The organism is Caulobacter rhizosphaerae (assembly GCF_010977555.1).
In the GTDB taxonomy this organism is placed as follows: Bacteria; Pseudomonadota; Alphaproteobacteria; order Caulobacterales; family Caulobacteraceae; genus Caulobacter; species Caulobacter rhizosphaerae.
The window spans coordinates 5,067,984-5,087,608 of record NZ_CP048815.1; the positions used below are offsets into that span (position 1 = coordinate 5,067,984).

General features: G+C 68.6%; 18 protein-coding genes. 4 read left to right on the forward strand and 14 right to left on the reverse strand.

The genetic code is table 11. The features are described from left to right. Positions 1-51 precede the first annotated feature (51 nt). The gene (locus G3M57_RS23160) at positions 52-1,599 is read left to right on the forward strand and encodes an MFS transporter (protein ID WP_163233225.1); all 1,548 of its coding nucleotides are present in this window, start codon (positions 52-54) and stop codon (positions 1,597-1,599) included. 379 nt (positions 1,600-1,978) lie between these two features. Here the strand turns inward: G3M57_RS23160 and rplS are convergent, their stop codons facing one another. The 3 genes from rplS to G3M57_RS23175 form a co-directional block, all read right to left on the reverse strand. After that, positions 1,979-2,374: a 50S ribosomal protein L19 gene (rplS, locus tag G3M57_RS23165; RefSeq protein ID WP_056756789.1), complete on the reverse strand. Its 396-nt coding sequence runs from the start codon at positions 2,372-2,374 to the stop codon at positions 1,979-1,981. A gap of 4 nt (positions 2,375-2,378) precedes the next feature. Next, on the reverse strand, positions 2,379-3,116 hold the full coding sequence (gene trmD / locus G3M57_RS23170; RefSeq protein WP_163233226.1) for a tRNA (guanosine(37)-N1)-methyltransferase TrmD: 738 nt from the start codon (positions 3,114-3,116) through the stop codon (positions 2,379-2,381). Between the two features lie 69 nt (positions 3,117-3,185). Further along, positions 3,186-3,380: a hypothetical protein gene (locus G3M57_RS23175; protein ID WP_057185579.1), complete on the reverse strand. Its 195-nt coding sequence runs from the start codon at positions 3,378-3,380 to the stop codon at positions 3,186-3,188. A 293-nt stretch (positions 3,381-3,673) separates the two neighbouring features. Between G3M57_RS23175 and G3M57_RS23180 the strand changes: the two genes are divergently transcribed. The 3 genes from G3M57_RS23180 (at position 3,674) to G3M57_RS23190 (ending at position 9,623) form a co-directional block, all read left to right on the forward strand. Next, entirely contained in the window at positions 3,674-4,474 is an 801-nt protein-coding gene (locus G3M57_RS23180) for an isocitrate lyase/PEP mutase family protein (RefSeq protein ID WP_163233227.1), read from the forward strand. A gap of 52 nt (positions 4,475-4,526) precedes the next feature. Then, positions 4,527-7,421, forward strand: a complete 2,895-nt coding sequence (gene polA, locus G3M57_RS23185) for a DNA polymerase I (RefSeq protein ID WP_163233228.1) — start codon at positions 4,527-4,529, stop codon at positions 7,419-7,421. Positions 7,422-7,700: 279 nt separating this feature from the next. Then, the gene (locus G3M57_RS23190; RefSeq protein WP_056756783.1) at positions 7,701-9,623 is read left to right on the forward strand and encodes a methyl-accepting chemotaxis protein; all 1,923 of its coding nucleotides are present in this window, start codon (positions 7,701-7,703) and stop codon (positions 9,621-9,623) included. Positions 9,624-9,688: 65 nt separating this feature from the next. On the opposite strand, the gene G3M57_RS23195 is transcribed toward G3M57_RS23190, so the two are convergent. The 11 genes from G3M57_RS23195 to coxB form a co-directional block, all read right to left on the reverse strand. Then, positions 9,689-10,957: a M16 family metallopeptidase gene (locus tag G3M57_RS23195; protein ID WP_163233229.1), complete on the reverse strand. Its 1,269-nt coding sequence runs from the start codon at positions 10,955-10,957 to the stop codon at positions 9,689-9,691. Between the two features lie 60 nt (positions 10,958-11,017). Further along, entirely contained in the window at positions 11,018-11,350 is a 333-nt protein-coding gene (locus G3M57_RS23200) for a hypothetical protein (RefSeq protein WP_188916211.1), read from the reverse strand. Further along, on the reverse strand, positions 11,351-12,754 hold the full coding sequence (gene thrC, locus G3M57_RS23205; protein ID WP_163233230.1) for a threonine synthase: 1,404 nt from the start codon (positions 12,752-12,754) through the stop codon (positions 11,351-11,353). After that, a complete protein-coding gene (locus G3M57_RS23210; protein ID WP_163233231.1) occupies positions 12,754-13,434 on the reverse strand; it encodes an SURF1 family protein in 681 nt (226 codons plus the stop codon). Before G3M57_RS23210 ends, thrC begins: the two co-directional genes overlap by 1 nt. Further along, the gene (locus G3M57_RS23215; RefSeq protein WP_163233232.1) at positions 13,427-13,789 is read right to left on the reverse strand and encodes a DUF983 domain-containing protein; all 363 of its coding nucleotides are present in this window, start codon (positions 13,787-13,789) and stop codon (positions 13,427-13,429) included. Before G3M57_RS23215 ends, G3M57_RS23210 begins: the two co-directional genes overlap by 8 nt. Before the next feature lie 132 nt (positions 13,790-13,921). Further along, entirely contained in the window at positions 13,922-14,797 is an 876-nt protein-coding gene (locus G3M57_RS23220; protein ID WP_163233233.1) for a cytochrome c oxidase subunit 3, read from the reverse strand. A 135-nt stretch (positions 14,798-14,932) separates the two neighbouring features. Further along, a complete protein-coding gene (locus tag G3M57_RS23225; protein ID WP_082564531.1) occupies positions 14,933-15,622 on the reverse strand; it encodes a cytochrome c oxidase assembly protein in 690 nt (229 codons plus the stop codon). After that, entirely contained in the window at positions 15,603-15,749 is a 147-nt protein-coding gene (locus G3M57_RS23230; RefSeq protein WP_163233234.1) for a hypothetical protein, read from the reverse strand. Before G3M57_RS23230 ends, G3M57_RS23225 begins: the two co-directional genes overlap by 20 nt. After that, positions 15,746-16,780 (reverse strand): heme o synthase, encoded by a 1,035-nt coding sequence (gene cyoE, locus G3M57_RS23235; RefSeq protein ID WP_163233235.1) that lies wholly within the window; start codon positions 16,778-16,780, stop codon positions 15,746-15,748. Before cyoE ends, G3M57_RS23230 begins: the two co-directional genes overlap by 4 nt. Positions 16,781-16,874: 94 nt before the next feature. Beyond that, entirely contained in the window at positions 16,875-18,536 is a 1,662-nt protein-coding gene (gene ctaD, locus G3M57_RS23240) for a cytochrome c oxidase subunit I (protein WP_163233236.1), read from the reverse strand. A 24-nt stretch (positions 18,537-18,560) separates the two neighbouring features. Beyond that, positions 18,561-19,520 carry a cytochrome c oxidase subunit II gene (gene coxB, locus G3M57_RS23245; RefSeq protein ID WP_056754490.1) on the reverse strand — a complete coding sequence of 320 codons (960 nt, stop codon included), beginning with the start codon at positions 19,518-19,520 and terminating at the stop codon, positions 18,561-18,563. Positions 19,521-19,625 lie beyond the last annotated feature (105 nt).

The following is a 19,625-nucleotide window of genomic DNA, read 5'->3' on the forward strand; positions in this document are numbered from 1 at the left end:
GCAGGTTGGATCAAACTGCCTCGGCCGAGCCATGCAAAGGCCTTGCTGCGCATGTTTCTTGCCCCGACGCCCAGCCTGAGCGATGAAGACCGCGAGCGCGGGCTGCGACATCTGGTCCGCGAGGCGGGGTTCTCCAACGCCGTCACGGCGGTGACCAGCGGCGTCATCCTGACCGCCTTCGCCCTGCAGCTGGGCGCTTCCAACACCACGATCGGCCTGCTGGCGGCGGTGACCTTCTGGGTGCAGCTGCTGCAGCTGCCCGGGGTGCTGCTGGTCGAGGGGCTGCGGACCCGCAAGCGGATCTCGGTGCTGGCCAGCCTGATCAGCCGCTGCGCCCTGGTCGGCATGGCCCTGCTGGCCCTGACCGGCGGCGGCCCGGCGGCCCTGGCGGGGCTAGTGGCGGCCCAGGTCTTCTATTGCGGGATCGCCACCTTCGGCGGCTGCGCCTGGAACGCCTGGGTCCGGGACCTGGCCCCCGAGCAGCGGATGGGCCAGATCTTCGCCAAGCGGACCATCAACGCCACCGTCGTCGGCCTGGCCGCCAGCCTGGCCGCCGCCCTGGCCTTGGACCGCGCGCCGGAAGGCTCGTTCCTGCGCCCGTTCGTGTTCGCGGGCCTCTACTTCGCCGCCTTCCTGGCCGGCCTGCTCAGCTGCCGCGAGCTGGCCCTGACCCCCGAGCCGCAGATGCCCGCCCCGGCCGAACGGGTGAGGCTGATCCCGCTGCTGCGCGCGCCGCTGAGGGACAGGAACTTCCGCCGGCTGATCGCCTTCCTGGCCAGCTGGCAGTTCGCGGTGAACCTGGCCACGCCGTTCTTCACGGTGTTCTTCGTCAAGCAGCTGGGGCTGTCGGTCACCTTCGTGGTGGTGCTCAGCGTGGTCAGCCAGGCGACCAACGTCCTGGCCCTGCGCAGCTGGGGCCTGCTGTCGGACCGCTTCGCCAACAAGTCGGTGCTGGCCGTCGCCGCCCCGCTGTTCATCGCCTGCATCGCCGCCATGGTCGGCGCCTCGCAGATCCACGAGCGGTCCTGGGTGATGGCCTATCTGATCGCCCTGCACGCCTTGATGGGCCTGGCCACCGCCGGGGTGACCCTGTCGTCGGGCAATATCGCCCTGAAGCTGTCGCCCCGCGGCTCGGCCACGGCCTATATCGCCGCCAACGCCATGATCAGCTCGGCCGCCGCCGGCCTGGCCCCGCTGCTGGGCGGGGTGTTCGCTGACTTCTTCGCCGCCCGCCGGCTGGAGATCCTGCTGCGTTGGACAAGCCCCGGCGACGTGCTGACCCTGGTGCCGCTGCGGATCTCCAACTGGGACTTCTATTTCCTGATCGCCGCGATCTTGGGCCTCTACGCCCTGCACCGCCTGGCCATGGTCAAGGAGCAGGGCGAGATCGACAACCGGCTGATGGTCGGCGAGGTGCTGGCCCAGGCCCGCCGCGACGTGCGCAACGTCTCGCCGATCGCCGGCCTGAAGATGCTGACCGACGTGCCCTCCGCCCTGCTGCGCGACGCGCGGGTGCGCAAGCGCCTGCAGCGGATGCGCGACCGGCGAGACTCCCGCCAGGGCGCCCCGCCCAAGCGGCGGCGGGCGGGGGCGCGATAGGTCAGCGCGCGCCGAGATGGGGACGCGCCCTCGCGGCCTGTCCCCGAACGCTCTGTCTCGGAACGCTCTGTCTCCGAACGCTCTGTCTCCGAACGCTCTGTCTCCGAACGCAAAGAGGGCGCGCCCTGTGTTTGCGGCGCGCCCTCATATCGCATTTCCTTCGGTGGCCATGACGCCGTTTCCGAAGAGGGCCACTCCCTAGCAAGGGGGCGGTCTATAAGCCCGTCGCCTAAGCGGTGGGGGTACGTTCACCAAACACCAGACAACGATGTTTTGTCAATATATTCGTGCGCTTGCACTCAAGCTTGACCACTGAAATCCATAAGAAAAAGGCCCCGGCGTTTCCGCCGGGGCCCTGATCTTCGGCAAGTCGCCAAGCCTATTCGGCGTCGGCGGCTTCCACCTTGCGGACGTTCGAGCGTTCGGCGATCCGGGCCGACTTACCGCGACGGTCGCGCAGGTAGTACAGCTTGGCGCGACGGACGACGCCGCGACGCTTGACTTCGATGCTTTCGATGCTCGGCGACAGCAGCGGGAACAGACGCTCCACGCCTTCGCCGAACGAGATCTTGCGGACGGTGAAGCTCTCGTGCACGCCGCCGCCCGAACGGGCGATGCAGACGCCCTCGTAGGCCTGGACGCGCTCGCGCTCGCCTTCCTTGATGCGGACGTTGACGCGCAGGGTGTCGCCCGGCTCGAACTCGGGGATGGCGCGGGCGGCCAGCAGACGCTGAGCTTCTTCGCGCTCGAGTTCCTTGATGATGTTAGCAGCCATAACTCTAGTCTCCTTTGGGCTTACCCGTTTTCGGGCCGCCTTTTGCCTGTTGATTGGCGAGATGCGCTTCCCAGAGGTCTGGACGCCGCTCGCGGGTGGTCTCTTCACGCATGGTTTTCCGCCACTGAGCCACCTTCTTGTGGTCGCCCGACAGCAGCACCTCGGGGATGTCGAGCCCTTCGAACGTCCGCGGCCTGGTGTACTGCGGATGCTCGAGGAGCCCGTCCTCGAAGCTTTCTTCCTGCGTGCTCTCGAAATTGCCCAGAACCCCTGGAGCCAATCGAACGCACGCCTCGATCACGACCATCGCCGCCGCCTCGCCACCGGCAAGAACAGCGTCTCCGACCGAGACCTCCTCGAACCCCCGGGCGTCGAGCACCCGCTGGTCCACCCCCTCGAAACGGCCGCACAGGACGATGACGCCCGGCGCCTTGGCCCATTCCTTGACGCGCGCCTGGGTCAGGGGCCGACCCCGGGCGCTCATGTACAAAAGCGGCCGCCCACCGACCTCCACGCTGTCCAGCGCGGCGGCGATGACGTCCGCTTTCAATACCGCTCCCACGCCGCCACCCGCGGGGGTGTCGTCGAGGAAGCCGCGCTTATCCTTGGAAAACCCCCGAATGTCCAGTGTTTCCAAACGCCACAGGTCCTGCTCCTTCCACGACGTGCCGATCAGCGAGACGCCGAGCGGGCCGGGAAAGGCCTCGGGGAACATGGTCAGGACGGTGGCGGTGAACGGCATGGGCGCTCCATAGCGCCCAAAGCCGCTGGAAATCTAGGTCAGGCCCGGATTCTTGGGCCAGGACGTCCCTCAGGTCAGGATCGTCTTGGGCAGCGGCTTGCCGGCTTCGGCGGGCATCAGCGGCGGGGTCAGCTTGACCGGCTCACTGGTCGGGCGAGCGGGCGGCGCGACAGGATGGGCGGGGGCCACGGCCAGCACGGCGGCGGTGGTCAGGGTGGCGGCGACGAGCGCCGTACCGACACGGATCTTCTTCCATGAAACCATGGGCCAGGGTCTTCCTGTGTTTCGGGTCGTTCGAACCAAAGCCCGGGAGAGGAGGAGGTTCCCGTTTTTGCGGCGCAGGCGAACCTCCTGCCTCTAGGCTAGGCAATTGACCTCGCCAAGGCGGCAATACGACGCGTTCGCCGCAATTGGCGGATCGCCGTTTTCTTGGGCGCCCTCTGCCAGGGTCCGCCGCCAACGGATGTCAGCAGCCGGTCATCAAGGTCCGATTTCCGCGAGACGGCCGGGGCGCGATTGCCGATAGTCCGTCCGCCTGCCCTTTCGGAGCCGCCGCCATGACCACGATCGCCGACCGCTTCCACGCCCTGCACGCCGGCCCCGACGTGCTGCTCCTGCCCAACGCCTGGGACGCCGCCAGCGCCGCCCTGATGGCCGACGCGGGGGCCAAGGCCGTGGCGACCTCCAGCGCCGCGGTGGCCTGGGCCCGGGGCTATGCCGACGGTGACGCCGTCCCCGTGGCGGCCGTGGTCGACACCGTCGCGAGCATCGCCCGGGTGGTGTCGGTTCCGGTCACCGCCGACATCGAGGGCGGCTACACCGACGACCTGCCGACCCTGGCCGAGACGATCAAGGCGGTGATCGGGGCCGGCGCCGTGGGGATCAATTTCGAGGACGGCCGGCGTGATCCGGACCTGCACGCCCGCAAGATCCAGACCGTGCGCGCCACCGCCGACCAGACCGGCGTCAACCTGTTCATCAACGCCCGCATCGACGTCTATCTGGCCAAGTTGGCCGAGGGCGAAGCGGCCCTGGCCGAAACCCTGCGCCGCGCGGCGCTGTACGCCGACGCCGGGGCCAGCGGGATCTTCGTGCCCCTGCCGATCGAGGAGGACGTGCTGTCCAGGCTCGCCGCCGGCGTCGCCCTGCCGCTCAACGTGATGGGCCGCCCCGGCATGCCTTCGGCCCAGCGCCTGGCCGAGCTCGGCGTGCGCCGCCTGAGCTCGGCCACCGGCCCGTTCACCGCCGCCTATGGCGCGATGCTCACCGGGACCCGGGCCTTCCTGGCCGACGGCGGCGCCACCACCTATGCGGCGTTCGGCAAGGACCTTCCCAACCTGAACGCCCGGTTCGGCTAGAGCGCGTCTGAGGGTGTTCCCGCGCGGGCCGCGACCGCCTATCTTCCCGGCCATGACCGACACGCTCGCGCCCGATTCCGCCGCCCTCCCCGAGGCTGACCGCCCCCTGACCCAGGACGGACCCGCCGTACGGCTGTTCCTGGTCGACGGCTCGGCCTATCTGTTCCGCGCCTACCACGCCCTGCCGCCGCTGACCCGCAAGAGCGACGGCCTGCCGGTCGGCGCCGTCCAGGGCTTCTGCAACATGCTGTGGAAGCTGATGCGCGACATGCAGGGCGACGCGCCCACGCACCTGGCGGTGATCTGGGACCACTCCGAGAAGACGTTCCGCAACAACCTCTATGACAAGTACAAGGCCCACCGGCCGCCGCCGCCCGAGGACCTGATCCCGCAGTTCCCGCTGGTGCGCGAGGCCACCCGCGCCTTCGGCGTGCCGGCCATCGAGCTGCCCGGCTACGAGGCCGACGACCTGATCGCCGCCTATGCCTGCAAGGTCCGCGACATGGGCGGCGAGGCAGTGATCGTCTCGTCCGACAAGGACCTGATGCAGCTGGTCGGCGAAGGCGTGTCGATGTTCGACCCGATGAAGGGCGTCCGCATCGACCGCGAGCAGGTGTTCGAGAAGTTCGGCGTCTATCCCGAACGGGTGGTCGACGTGCAGTCGCTGTGCGGCGACAGCGTCGACAACGTCCCCGGCGCCCCCGGCATCGGCATCAAGACCGCCGCCCAGCTGATCAACGAATACGGCGACCTCGACACGCTGCTGGCCCGGGCCAGCGAGATCAAGCAGCCCAAGCGCCGCGAAACCCTGATCGAATACGCCGACCAGATCCGGCTGTCGCGCGCCCTGGTCAAGCTGGACTGCGACACGCCGCTGCCCGAGCCGGTCGACGACCTGGTGGTGCGCGAGCCGGACAAGCAGGTGCTGGCCGACTTCCTGGAGACCATGGAGTTCCGGTCCCTGGCCCGCCGGGTCGGCGACGGCAACGCCGCCGCCGCGCCGCGCACCCTGGACCGTCCGCCCGCCCAGCCCACGGCGCCGGTGCTGTCGGTGTCGTACGGCCGGCCCGCCGAGCGCGCGGCGACCCAGGCCGTAACCATCGACCACGCCGCCTATGTCTGCGTGCGCGACCTGGAAACTCTGAACGCCTGGGTGGCCAAGGCCACGGCCAAGGGCGTCGTCGCCTTCGACACCGAGACCGACGCCCTGTCGTCGGCCACCGCCGGCCTGTGCGGCGTGTCCCTGGCCATCGCGCCGGGAGAGGCCTGCTACATCCCGGTCGGCCACTGCGAGAAGGACGGCCTGGCCCTGGAGGCCGCGGCCGACCTGGTCCAGATCCCGCTGGAAGAGGCGATCGCCGCCCTCAAGCCGCTGCTGGAGGATCCGGCGGTGCTGAAGGTGGCCCAGAACGCCAAGTACGACATCGCCGTCCTGGCCCGTCACGGGATCGAGGTGGGGCCGATCGAGGACACCATGCTGATCAGCTACGTGCTGGAAGCGGGCCTGCACGGCCACGGCATGGATGAGCTGTCGGAGCTGTGGCTGGGCCATAAGCCGATCCCGTTCAAGCAGGTCGCGGGCTCGGGCAAGGGCCAGATCAGCTTCAAGCACGTGGCGCTCGACCAGGCCACCGCCTACGCCGCCGAGGACGCCGACGTCACCCTGCGGCTCTACGAGGTGCTCAAGCCCCGGCTGGCGCGCGAGGGCCTGCTGACGGTCTACGAGACCTTGGAGCGCCCCCTGCCCGCCGTGCTGGCGGCGATGGAAAACGAGGGCGTCCGGGTGGATCCTGAGACCCTGCGCCGCCTCTCCAACGAGTTCTCGATGCGCATGGCCCAGTTCGAGGCGCGGGCCCAGGAACTGGTCGGCCGGCCGTTCAACCTGGGCAGCCCCAAGCAGATCGGCGACGTGCTGTTCGGCGAAATGGCCCTGAAGGGCGGCAAGAAGACCGCCACCGGCCAGTGGTCCACCGACAGCGACGTCCTGGAGGCCCTGGCCAACGACCACGAACTGCCCCGCGTCCTGCTGGACTGGCGCCAGCTTTCCAAGCTGAAGGGCACCTATACCGAGAACCTGATCGCGGCCATCGCCCCGGGCGGCGCCAACCGGATCCATACCTCCTACGCCCTGGCCTCGACCACCACGGGCCGCCTGTCGTCGTCCGACCCGAACCTGCAGAACATCCCGATCCGCACCGAGGAAGGCCGCAAGATCCGCAAGGCCTTCGTGGCCGCGCCGGGCAAGGTGCTGATCAGCGCCGACTACAGCCAGATCGAGCTGCGCCTGCTGGCCCACATCGGCGACATCCCGCAGCTGAAGAAGGCGTTCCAGGAGGGCCTGGACATCCACGCCATGACCGCGTCGGAGATGTTCAACACGCCGATCGAGGGCATGTCCAGCGAGGTGCGCCGTCGGGCCAAGGCGATCAATTTCGGCATCGTCTACGGCATCTCGGCCTTCGGCCTGGCCAACCAGCTGTCGATCCCGCAGGGCGAGGCCGGGGCCTATATCAAGACCTATTTCGAGCGCTTCCCCGGCATCCAGGCCTATATGGAAGCGACCAAGGCCTTCGTGCGCGAGCACGGCTACGTCACCACCATCTTCGGGCGGAAGATCAACATCCCCGACATCGGCGGCAAGTCGGTGGCCCACCGGCAGTTCGCCGAACGGGCGGCGATCAACGCCCCGATCCAGGGGGCGGCCGCCGACGTCATGCGCCGGGCCATGGTCCGCATGCCCCGCGCGCTGAAGGCGGCGGGGCTGTCGTCGAAGATGCTGCTGCAGGTGCACGACGAACTGGTGTTCGAGGCGCCGGAAGCCGAGGCCGAGGCCACGATCAAGGTCGCCCGCGAGATCATGCAGGGCGCGGCCGAGCCGGCCGTGGCGATCTCGGTGCCCCTGACGGTCGAGGCGCGCGCCGCCTCCAATTGGGACGAGGCGCACTAATTTTTTCGCGCTCCGGGAAGCGCCGCCACAGGTAGAGCGCCCTTCCCCGCGAGGCGCTCTACGCCTTTGACTATGCAATCTTGGATAGGGGTCGCACGGTGGAGGCCAGGCGGCGCCAGGGCCTGGTCCTCCGGCCTGCGACCTTGCGCCACAGTACAGTTAAGGGCGTGGAAACCCTGGCCCGGCCACAGAGAAGGCGTGCGACGTGCGCTTCTGGCTGCTGCTTAAATACCTGTGGTCCAAGAGTTTTTGCGTCGCGATCTCAAGAGGAGCGCGCCCATGAACTTCGGCGATCTGAAAATCCCCCATAAGCTGATGGCCGTGTTCGCCGTGATGCTTTCGGCGATCGCGGTGATGGGCGTGACCCTGTTCGTCAACCAGACGAAATACGAAGCCTCGATCGAGCGCACGGAGCGGGCCTACCTGTCGCTGCGCGCCGCCGACACGGCCGCATTCCGCCTGACCCGCCAGGAAAACTCGCTGCGCGGCTTCCTGCTGTCGGGCGACGAATACTACGTCAAGCGCCTGGAAGAGGCTCACAAGCCGAAGTTCCTGGCCGCCCTGGAGCAGCTGCGCACCCTGGCCAAGGGCGACGAGGCCCAGATGGCCCGGATCGCCGACGTCGACACCGCCTACGCCAACTACCGCAAGGTCGCCATCGAGCCCGGCGAGACCCTGGCGCGCGATCCGGCCACCCACCAGCAGGCCGTCGACCTGGTCAAGCATGACGGCGTCGCCGACCAGTCGGTCTCGGTGGTCGAGGACAATATCGAGCTGATCGTCAAGAATTCCGAAGCCGTCGTCGCCACCGAGGCCGCGGCCCAGAAAAAATCCGCCCTGGAGGCGCGCCTGACGCTGGCGATCGGCATCGGCGTCGCCATCGCCATCGCCCTGGGCGGCGGGCTGCTGCTGTCGGGCTTCATCGCCGCGCCGGTGACGGCCATGACGGCGGCCATGCGTCGCCTGGCCTCGGGCGACAATGGCGTGACCATCCCCGCCGCCGGCCGCAAGGACGAGATCGGCCAGATGGCCGCCGCCGTCGCCACCTTCAAGGAGGCCGCCCTGGCCAAGATCCAGCTGGAGGCCGTCGCCGAACAGACCCGCCTGACGGCCGAAAGCGAGCGCGCCGCCAATGACGACGAGCGCCGCGTGGTCGCCGCCGAACAGAGCGCGGTCGTCGATCAGCTGGCCTCCAGCCTGGCGCGCCTGGCCCAGGGCGACCTGACCTGCCGCATCGACGCCGAGTTCGCCGGCCGCTATCGCCAGCTGCGCGAGGACTTCAACCTGGCGGTCGAGAAGCTGCGCGAGGTCATGGGGTCCATCATCGTCTCCACCAAGGGCGTGCGCAGCGGCTCCGACGAGATCGCCGACGCCTCCGACAGCCTGGCCCGCCGCACCGAGCAGCAGGCCGCCTCGCTGGAAGAGACCGCCGCCGCCCTGGACGAGATCACCGCCACGGTGCGCAAGACCGCGTCCGGCGCCAAGGAAGCCTCCACCGTGGTCGCCACCGCCCGCACCGACGCCGAGGAGTCCGGCCGGATCGTCGGCCAGGCGGTTCGGGCCATGACCGAGATCGAGACCTCGTCCGCCCAGGTCAGCCAGATCATCGGCGTCATCGACGAGATCGCCTTCCAGACCAACCTGCTGGCCCTGAACGCCGGGGTCGAAGCGGCTCGCGCCGGTGACGCCGGCCGCGGTTTCGCGGTCGTGGCCCAGGAAGTGCGGGCCCTGGCCCAGCGCTCGGCCGAGGCCGCCAAGGAGATCAAGACGCTGATCTCGACCTCGACCCAGCAGGTCGAGGCGGGCGTCGATCTGGTCGGCCAGACGGGCAAGGCGCTGCAGCGAATCGTCACCCAGGTGGCCTCGATCGACGGCCTGGTCACGGAGATCGCCGCCTCGGCGGTCGAGCAGTCGACCGGTCTGCAGGAGGTCAACAAGGCGGTCAACCAGATGGACCAGGTGGTCCAGCAAAACGCCGCCATGGTCGAGGAAGCAACAGCGGCCAGCCACTCGCTGAAGAACGAAGCCAACCAGCTGGCGGCCCTGGTCGACCGCTTCCGGGTCGGCGACGCGGCGGCCGCCGCCGTTCGCGCGCCCGCGCCGCGACCCGCCCCGGCCCGCGCCGCACCCGCCGTTCGGCCCGGCCGCTCCGGCGGCGGCGCCGCGCTCGCGACCAAGGTCGAGGACTGGGAAGAATTCTGATCGGCGTTCCCACGACGATCGGATGAGGAAGGCTCCCCGGATCGGCTCCGGGGAGTTTTTTCGGTCTAGCCCAACGCCGTCCCGAACACCTCGCCCGCCTTCAGGGCCGGCTTGGCGCCGAGGATGGCGCTGGCGGCCTTGGCGGGACCCAGGATCGCGCGGCCCAGGCGCTGCAAGTCGTCAACACTCACCGCATCGACCGCCTCGGCCAGTTCGGCCGGCGTGTAGAGGCGGTTGAACATCAAGGCCTGACCGGCCGCCTGCTCGGCGCGCGACAGGGGCTGTTCGCGGGCCATGAACATGTGGGCCTTCAACTGGGCCTTGGCGCGGGCCAGCTCGGCGTCGTCGATCCGGGCGGCCAGGCCGACGATCTGCTCGGCGCAGACCTTGGCCGTCTCGGCCGCGTCGCCGGCCGCGCAGCCGGCATAGACGCCCAGGGCGCCGGCGTCGGCATAGGTGTCGGCATAGGCGTCGATGTTGTAGGCCAGACCACGCTTCTCGCGGGCTTCCTGGAACAGCCGCGACGACATCCCGCCGCCTAGGGCCTCGGCGAAGATCCGCAGGGCGAAATAGTCGTCCTCTCGGGCGCTGACGGCCGGCAGCATGAACACCAGGTGGGCCTGCTCCAGCTTGCGGGCCTGGCTCCTGCGCCCGCCGACGAAGCTGGCGGGATCGCTGGCCAAGGCGCCGGACGCCGCCGGCATGGACCCGAACTCGCGGCGGGCCAGGTCCAGCACCTCGTCCAGCGCGACCGCGCCGGAGCAGCTGACGATCAGCCGGTCGGCGGCGTAGAGCTGGCCGCGCCAGTGCGACAGGCCTTCGACGGTGGCCGAGTTGACGCTGTCGACCGTGCCCAGGATCGGCCGGGCCAGCGGGTGGTCGCCCCAGGCGGCGGCCTGGACCAGGTCGAACACATAGTCGTCGGGCGCGTCGGCGGCCTCGGCGATCTCCTGGGCCACCACCTGCTTCTCGCGGGTCAGGTCGCCCTCGTCGAGCGTGGGGCGCAGGACCAGGTCGGACAGCACCGCCATGCCCAGGTCCAGCCCGCCCTTCAGGGCGCGGACCTGGAAGCTGGTGCGCTCATAGCCGGTGGCGGCGTTGATCTGGCCGCCTTGGGCCTCGATCACCTCGACGATGTCGCGCGAGCTACGCTGGCCCGCACCCTTGAACACCATGTGCTCCAGCAGGTGCGACCAGCCCGACCGGGCCGGATCCTCATAGGCCGCGCCGCGGCCGGCCACGACCGACAGGGCGATGGTCTCCAGGCCCGGCATCGGGTCATGAACGACGCGGACGCCGTTTTCGAGGGTGTGGAGGGTGGTGGAAACTGTCATGTCCCCTTCGCATAGCGGGGGAGCCCCCGCGACGCCAGTGCGGCGCGCGCGGCCAAAGCGCTAAAGCTTGTCGTCTGATCCGCCACGGCCGGAGCCCCGAGCTTCAGGGGACGCTTCATGCAGGGGCGTCACCGTCGCGGTCGGATCGATCACCAGGTCGGCGCGACTGGCGTCGCACCAGGCTTCCAGCTCGGCCTTGAGGACCGGCCACAGATCGGCGGCCCATTCGGGCGCCTGATCCTTCCAGGCCTCCCGCGTCGGAAGATAGGCGGACAGCCGGCCCATCGGCAGTTCGAGGATGAACGATCCTCCCGGCCCGGCGACCACCAGTTCTTCCTTCCAGCGCGACGTGAACCGGAACGTGGCTCCGAGCGCTGGACCGGCTTTCGACACTTAGCCTTGTCCGCCCGCGAACACCCGCACGAAGGCCTTCACGGTCTCGGCGTCGGCCGGCAGGCGATCGAACTTCTCGGGCTTCTTCGACAGGTCCGGCGTAGCGCGGGGCGTGGTCGGGACGACGCCGGCGGCGGCGGCCACGGCTTCCGGGAACTTGGCCGGGTGGGCGGTGGACAGCACCACGACCGGGGTCGCCGGGTCGGCCAGGCGCAGCACGTTGGCGGCGGCGACGCCGACGGCGGTGTGCGGGTCGATGACCTCGCCGGTCTCGTTCAGGGTCGACAGGATGGTCTTGGTGGTGTCGGCCTCGCTGACCGACGCGCCCTGGAACAGCTCACGCATCTTGGCGTGGGCGCTGGGCGGGATGTCGAGCAAGCCCGTGCCGGCGAAGGCCCGGAAGGCGCGGCCGGTCTCGACGCCGTCGCGGCCGACCGCCTCGAAATAGAGGCGCTCGAAGTTGGAGGCCACCTGGATGTCCATGGCCGGGCTCTGGGTGGCGGACACCGCGCCGCGGGCGTAGCGGCCGTCCTCGAAGGCCCGGGCCAGGATGTCGTTGCTGTTGGTCGCGGCCACGATCCGGGCCACCGGCAGGCCCATGCGGGTGGCGACATAGGCGGCGTAGGCGTCGCCGAAATTGCCCGTGGGCACGACGAAGGCGACCTTGCGGGCCGGCGCGCCCAGGGCGACGGCGGCGGTGAAGAAATAGACGCTCTGGGCGGCGATCCGCGCCCAGTTGATCGAGTTGACGCCCGACAGGTCGACCGCGTGGCGGAACTGGTCGTCCTGGAAGGCCTGCTTGACGATGGCCTGGCAGTCGTCAAACGAGCCCTGGATCGAGACGCAGGCGACGTTCTTGTCGGTCGCCGTGGTCATGAAGCGGCGCTGGACCTCGCTGATCCGGCCTTCGGGGAACAGGGCGACGATGCGGGCGTGCGCGCGGCCGCGGAAGGCCTCGACGGCCGCGCCGCCGGTGTCGCCCGAGGTGGCGCAGATGATGGTCATGGTCCGCGACTGGCGCGACAGCACGTAGTCGTAGAGCCGCCCCAGCAGCTGCATCGCCACGTCCTTGAAGGCCAGGGTCGGGCCGTGGAACAGCTCCAGCAGGTGGCGGCCGGGGGCCAACTGCTTCAGCGGGACGACGGCCGCGTGGGCGAAGGTGGAATAGGCCTCCTCGCACATCAGGGCCAGGTCGTCGGCCGGCACGTCGTCGCCGACGAACTTGCCGACCACGGCGGCGGCCACCTTCGCGTAGGGCTGGCCGGCGAAGGCGGCGATCTCTTCGGGCGTGAATGTGGGCCAGCGCTCGGGCACGTAGAGGCCGCCGTCCGGGGCCAGGCCGGCCAGGACCGCGTCGAGGAAACCAATCGAGGGGGATTCGCCCCGGGTCGAAACGTAGCGCATCAGGATCTCATCTTCCGCCAGAGCATGGCGGCATAGATAAACAGCAGGGTCACGGCAAGACCGAACCACGTCAGGGCGTATTCCAGGTGCCGATTGGAAATTTCTGCCGGCAGCGGCGCGGGGGTGATTCCGGGCGGCGCGGGGGTCGCGGACTCGACCATCAGAATGTAGGGCGCGGGCTTGTCGGCGGCGAAGCGGGCGACCGTCGCGGCCCGGTCGCCGCCCAGCGACTTGGGGGCGATCAGCACGCCCATGGCCTGGGCCGGAGCGTAGAGGGTGGCCGGCGCCGGGGTGGACTGGCCAGTCAGGGCCTTGACCACGCCCAGGTCCAGCAGGATCGCGCCGTAGCCCGCCGCCGGGGTCCGGCAGATGGCGGTGGCGCGCCAGACGATGTCGCCGTCGCGGACGCCGTAGACCAGTGGCAGGGTCTCGGGCTGGCCGGGCGCGCAGCTCACCGAAACGCGGGTCCAGGACGCGTCGCCCTTGCCGGCCAGGACGGCGGCCAGCGGCCGGGCGGGCGCGGTCTTCAGCAGCTCGATCCGCGCCAGCAGGTCTTCCTTCCAGGCCAGGCGCTTGAGCTGCCAGACGCCCAGGCCGCACAGGATGGCGAAGGCGACCAGGGTGGCGATCGTCAGGCCGATCGGGAAGCGGCGGTCCTTGGGAACGGAAGCGTCAGACATCGTGGCGGCCGGCCTCGGAGGCGTTGTTGGCGATGTGGGCGGCGACCATCAGCCCCTTGGCCGGCCGCATCAGGCCCAGACACGCGACCAGGGTGACCGGCAGCCAGACCACCAGCAGCAGCCAGACGGGCCAGTTGAAGGCGAACATCGAGAACAGCGCCCCGAAGGCGCACAGGAAGCCGGCGATCAGGATGACGAAGGTCGAGGCCCCGTCGCCGGTCTCGTGGGCCCCCAGGTCGAAGCCGCAGGCCTCGCAGGTCTTGCCCACCTTCAGGAACCCGTCGAACAGCATCCCCTCGCCGCAGTGCGGGCAGCGGCCGGTCGCGCCGGCGAGGTAGGGGTTCACTTGGGTCATGGGCCTATCCCTTACACCGCAACACGCGGACGGGGACAGGCACATGTGCCTGTCCCCGATTCAGCCCAGAAACGAAAAAGGGAACAGGCACATGTGCCTGTCCCCAATCCGGGCCGACTCGAAGCGGATGATCTAGTGCGGCGAAGCGCCGAAGATCACGTAGACGAAGGCGAACAGGAACAGCCAGACCACGTCCACGAAGTGCCAGTACCAGGCGGCGGCCTCGAAGCCGAAGTGCTGCTTGGGGGTGAAGGCGCCGTTCATCAGCCGGATCAGGCAGACGATCAGGAACAGGGTGCCGACGAACACGTGGAAGCCGTGGAAGCCGGTGGCCAGGAAGAAGGTCGAGCCGTAGAGGCCCGAATTGGCGGCCGCTTCCGAGTAGAACAGGTGCTCGTGGTTGATGTGGCTGTACTCGTAGATCTGGATGGTCGTGAACAGCGCGCCCAGCAGGATGGTCAGGATCAGGCCCCACTTGGCGCCCTTGCGGTCGCCCTGCTGCAGGGCGTGGTGCGACCAGGTGATGGTGGTGCCCGACAGCAGCAGGGTCAGGGTGTTGACCAGCGGCAGGTGCCAGGGCGAGACGGCCTCGACGCCGGCCGGCGGCCAGGTGGCCCAGGCCGTGCGCACTTCCTCGATGCCCGACAGGGTGCGGTGGTGGTGGAACAGGGCCATCTCGAAGAAGATCCAGAACCACGCCACGAAGAACATCACTTCCGAGGCGATGAACAGCACCATGCCGTAGCGCAGGCCGATCGAGACGACGGGGGTGTGGTCGCCGGCGTTGGCTTCTTTCACCACGTCGCGCCACCAGCCGAACATCGTGTAGAGCACGCCGGCGATGCCGGTCGCGAACAGCCACCACTGGCCCTTTTCGATGCCGAAGACGCCGCCCTTGATCCAGGCGATCAGGCCGATGGCCATCAGCGTGGCCGAGGCCGAGCCGACGAACGGCCACGGGCTGGGGGGCAGGATGTGATAGTCGTGTTTGACGGCGCCGTGGGCCATGTGCGTGCTAACCCTTTAATCCCTCAAGAGCGTGATCGCCGAGGGGGAAGCCGTTGCCGGCGGCCCTCACGCTCTCACCCTGTAAATCCAGCGCATCGACCCGGTTCCCCCTGCCGACGCGCCCTGTGTGAAACGCTATAGCGCCCTCGGCGGCTTGCCGCCAAGGGGTTCGACGATGCGCGGCGGGCTGTTCGCCTGTTTCGCCCCGGCCGCGTCAGGAACCGCCGGGAAGAAGGTGTAGGACAGGGTGATCGTCGACTTGTCCTTGGTGTCGGCGTCGGTCACGAAGCCGGGGTCGACGAAGTAGACGACCGGGAACTCGACCGTCTGGCCCGGCTCGATCGTCTGGTTGGAGAAGCAGAAGCATTCCAGCTTCTGGAAATAGGCCCCGGCCTGCTCGGGCACGACATTGTAGAGCGCCCGGCCGGTCATCGGCTTGTCGCCCTTGTTGGTCACCTTGAAGAAGGCGAGGCCGGTGTCGCCGATGCGAATGTCCTGGCTGGTCTGCATGGGCTGGAAGTCCCAGGGCAGGGTCCGGACGTTGGCGTCGAAGCGGATCTCGACCTTGCGGTCCAGCACCTTGGTCGGCTTGGCCACGGCCTTGCGCACCGTGCCGTCGAAGCCGGTGGCCTGGCAGAACAGCTTGTACAGCGGCACCGCCGCATAGGCCGCCCCGACCATGCCGAAGAAGGCCAGGCCGCAAATGGCCGCGACCTTCAGGTGGCCGCGCCCCTTGGGCCGAGGACCGACGCCGACCTTGTTGTCGGCCTCGATCTTGGCCCGATCCTCGGCCGACAGGTCGTCCTTAGAAGTGAGGCCCAACATTGCCTCCCAGCTTCACGACGGTGACCACGAACACCAGGATGACGAACGCCGCCAGGCCCAGGCCCAGGGCGATGTTGCGGCCGCCGCGCGCCTTGGCGGCGGGATCGATGTCCTTGCGCGGGCTCATAGCGGCAACTCCAGAACTTTCAGGCCCAGCACCGCCTCGGCCAGCAGGGCGGCGAACAGGGCGAACAGGTAGAGGATCGAGAAGGCGAACAGGTTGCGGGCGTGCCTGGCGTCGCCGACCGGCTTGCCGCGCTTCTCGGCCGTCTCGCCCACTTCGTAGAGGTCGCGGTCGGCCGGGCGCGGGTCGGCGGCGTCGCCGGCCGTGCTGGCGAACACCCGCCAGGCCAGGGTCAGGAACACCAGCCCGCCCAGGCCCGAGACCGCCAGGTACAGCCAGCCGCCCAGGCCGGTGAACACCGGGGCGACGCAGATCGGGATCAGGACCAGGCTGTAGAGCAGGATCTGCCGGCGGGTTTCCTTGGCGCCCTTGACCACGGGCAGCATCGGCACCCCGGCCTTGGCGTAGTCGGTGCTGATGTACAGCGACAGGGCCCAGAAGTGCGGCGGGGTCCACAGGAAGATGATCAACACCATCAGCCAGGCGTTCAGCGGCGCATGGCCCGTGGCCGCGGCCCAGCCGATGGCCGGCGGCAGCGCCCCGGCCAGTCCGCCGATGACGATGTTCTGGGCCGTCCAGCGCTTGAGCCACATGGTGTAGACCACCGCGTAGAACACGATGGTGAAGGCCAGCAGGCCCGCGGCCAGCCAGTTGATCGCCATGCCCATCAGCATGACCGACAGCAGGCTCAGCACCACGCCGAGGGTGGCGGCTTCCTCGCCCTTGACCAGGCCGGCGGGCACCGGACGGCCGCGCGTGCGGCGCATCTTGGCGTCAATGTCGGCGTCGTACCACATGTTCAGCGCGCCCGAGGCCCCGGCCCCGACGGCGATGCAGAACACCGCCACCGCGCCCAGCAGCGGATGGATCGGGGCGCGGGCGGCCAACAGACCCGTCAGGGCCGTGAAGACCACCAGCGACATCACCCGCGGCTTCAGCAGCTGGAAATAGTCCTGCCAACGGGCGTGGCGGACCGTGGCGGTCGCCTCGTCGGGGGTCAGGGCATCTCCAGAAAGAACCGGGGTACGGGCCATTTTACTTAAGGGTTCGGGTCTTGATGGGCGAAGGGCGCGGACTGGATTTTCATCCGGCCCGCGCCCCCCGTTTTGCGTATCTAGTCTACCAGATTCAGTGGCTGTCGGCCTTGATGACCGGCGGGTCGCTGAACTGGTGGAACGGCGGCGGCGAGGACAGGGTCCATTCCAGGGTGGTGGCGCCTTCGCCCCACGGATTGGCCTCGGCCTTGCGGCGGCGGATGGCGGCTTCCAGCAGGATCACCAGGAACACCACCACGCCCACGGCCGTGATCGCGTAACCAACCGACGAGACGTAGTTCCAGTGCGAGAAGGCGACCGGATAGTCCACGTAGCGGCGCGGCATGCCCTGCAGGCCCAGGAAGTGCTGCGGGAAGAAGATCAGGTTGACGCCGACGAACATGATCCAGAACTGCACGCAGCCCAGGAACTCGTTGTACTTCACGCCCCACATCTTCTCGAACCAGTAGAAGAAGCCGGCGAAGATGGCGAACACCGCGCCCAGCGACAGCACGTAGTGGAAGTGGGCGACGACGTAGTAGGTGTCGTGCAGGCTGTAGTCGATGCCGGCGTTCGACAGGACCACGCCGGTCACGCCGCCGACGGTGAACAGGAAGATGAAGCCGATCGCCCACAGCATGGGCGTCTTGAAGCTGATCGAGCCGCCCCACATCGTGGCGATCCACGAGAAGATCTTCACGCCGGTCGGCACCGCGATGACCATCGTGGCGGCCACGAAATAGGCGCGCAGGTTGATGCTCATGCCGACGGTGTACATGTGGTGGGCCCACACGATGAAGCCGACGAAGCCGATGGCGACCATGGCGTAGGCCATCGCCAGGTAGCCGAAGATCGGCTTCTTGGAGAAGGTCGAGACGATGTGGCTGATGATGCCGAAGCCCGGCAGGATCAGGATGTACACTTCCGGGTGGCCGAAGAACCAGAACAGGTGCTGGAACATGACGGGGTCGCCGCCGGCGGCCGGGTCGAAGAAGTGGGTGCCGAAGTTGCGGTCGGTCAGCAGCATGGTGATGGCGCCGGCCAGGACGGGCAGCGACAGCAGCAGCAGGAAGGCGGTGATCAGCACCGACCAGGCGAACAGCGGCATGCGGTGCAGGGTCATGCCCGGCGCGCGCATGTTGAAGATCGTGGTGATGAAGTTGATCGCGCCGAGGATCGAGCTGGCGCCGGCCAGGTGGAGGGCCAGGATCGCCAGGTCCATCGACGGACCGGTGTGGCCGGTGGTCGACAGCGGCGGATAGATCGTCCAGCCGCCGCCGAAGCCGCGGCCCGGGCCGCCGTCGACGAACATCGAGGTCAGCAGCAGCACCCAGGCGGCGACCAGCAGCCAGAACGAGATGTTGTTCATCCGCGGGAAGGCCATGTCCGGCGCGCCGATCATGATCGGCACGAACCAGTTGCCGAACCCGCCGATCATCGCCGGCATGACCATGAAGAAGATCATGATCAGGGCGTGGGCGGTGACGACCGCATTGTAGCCGTGCTTGGACTGCTCGACGAGGCCCATCAGGCTGACCGACGAGTTGGGACCGAAGATCTGGATGCCCGGCTCGGCCAGTTCCCAGCGGATCAGGCCCGACAGCGCGCCGCCGACCAGGCCCGCCATGATGGCGAACAGGATGTAGAGCGTGCCGATGTCCTTGTGGTTGGTCGAGAAGAACCAGCGCTGGAAGAACGGCGGCTTGTGGTCGGCGTCGTCGTGGCCGTGGGTGTCGATGTCAGCGGCGTGAGCCATCGGACTTAATCCTGCAATCGTATCTTAGGCCGCCGGCGCGGCAGGAGCCGCGGCCGGAGCGGAAGCGGGGGCGGCGGCCGGCGTGGCGGCGGCCGGAACTGCGGCGCCGGCGGCGGGGGCCGGAGCGGCCGCGGCCGTGGCGGCCGGCGCGGGCGAGGTCTTGGACTTCACCCAGGCGTCGAAGTCGGCCTGGCTGACGACGTGGATCTCGATGGGCATGTTCGAGTGGTCGACGCCGCAGAGCTCCGAGCACTGGCCGTAATAGACGCCGATCTTGTCGGCCTTGAACCAGGTTTCGTTCAGGCGGCCGGGAATGGCGTCGGTCTTCAGGCCGAAGGCCGGCAGGGCGAAGGCGTGGATCACGTCGGCGCCGGTGACCTGCACGCGGATCACCTGGTTGACCGGCACCACCATCGGCTTGTCGGCGGCCAGCAGGTAGGGCACGCCCTTGGCGTCGGCCTCTTCCTTCTTCAGCGGCACCGAAGTGATCTCGCTGATCTTCTGGTCGGGATATTCATAGCCCCAGTACCACTGGTACCCGGTGGCCTTCACCGTCAGGTACGGCTTGGGCATGTCGTTGTAGGCGAACAGCAGCCGGAACGAGAAGATGGCGATGATCATCAGGATCAGCACCGGGCCGATCGTCCAGATGATCTCGACCGTGGTGTTGTGGCTGAACTTGGCCGGGACCGGGTTGGCCTTGGCGTTGTAGCGGATGACGATCCAGATCAGCAGGCCCAGCACCAGCAGGGTGATGGCCGTGATGATCGGCATCAGGATGTGGTTGTGGAAGGCGATCGCCTCGTACTTCAGGGGCGAGGCCGCCTTCTGAAGATCGTAGGCGCCGGGGGTCGGCTGACCCAGCAGTTCGGCGCCCTTGGCGAGGGCCTCCCCCGCAAACACGCCCGAAAGGGCCATCGTCGTGGCGGCGACGGCGGCTACGCCCGTCAACTTCCGCCGCATCCCCTGAATTTGCGCCTTCATATCCCTCACGGCCCGTTTCGGCGGCGATTTGGCGTCGCGATCAACCCCACGCCGCGCCGACATGCACAATACGACCAGCGACACGGGACTTAGGCAATCAACTTC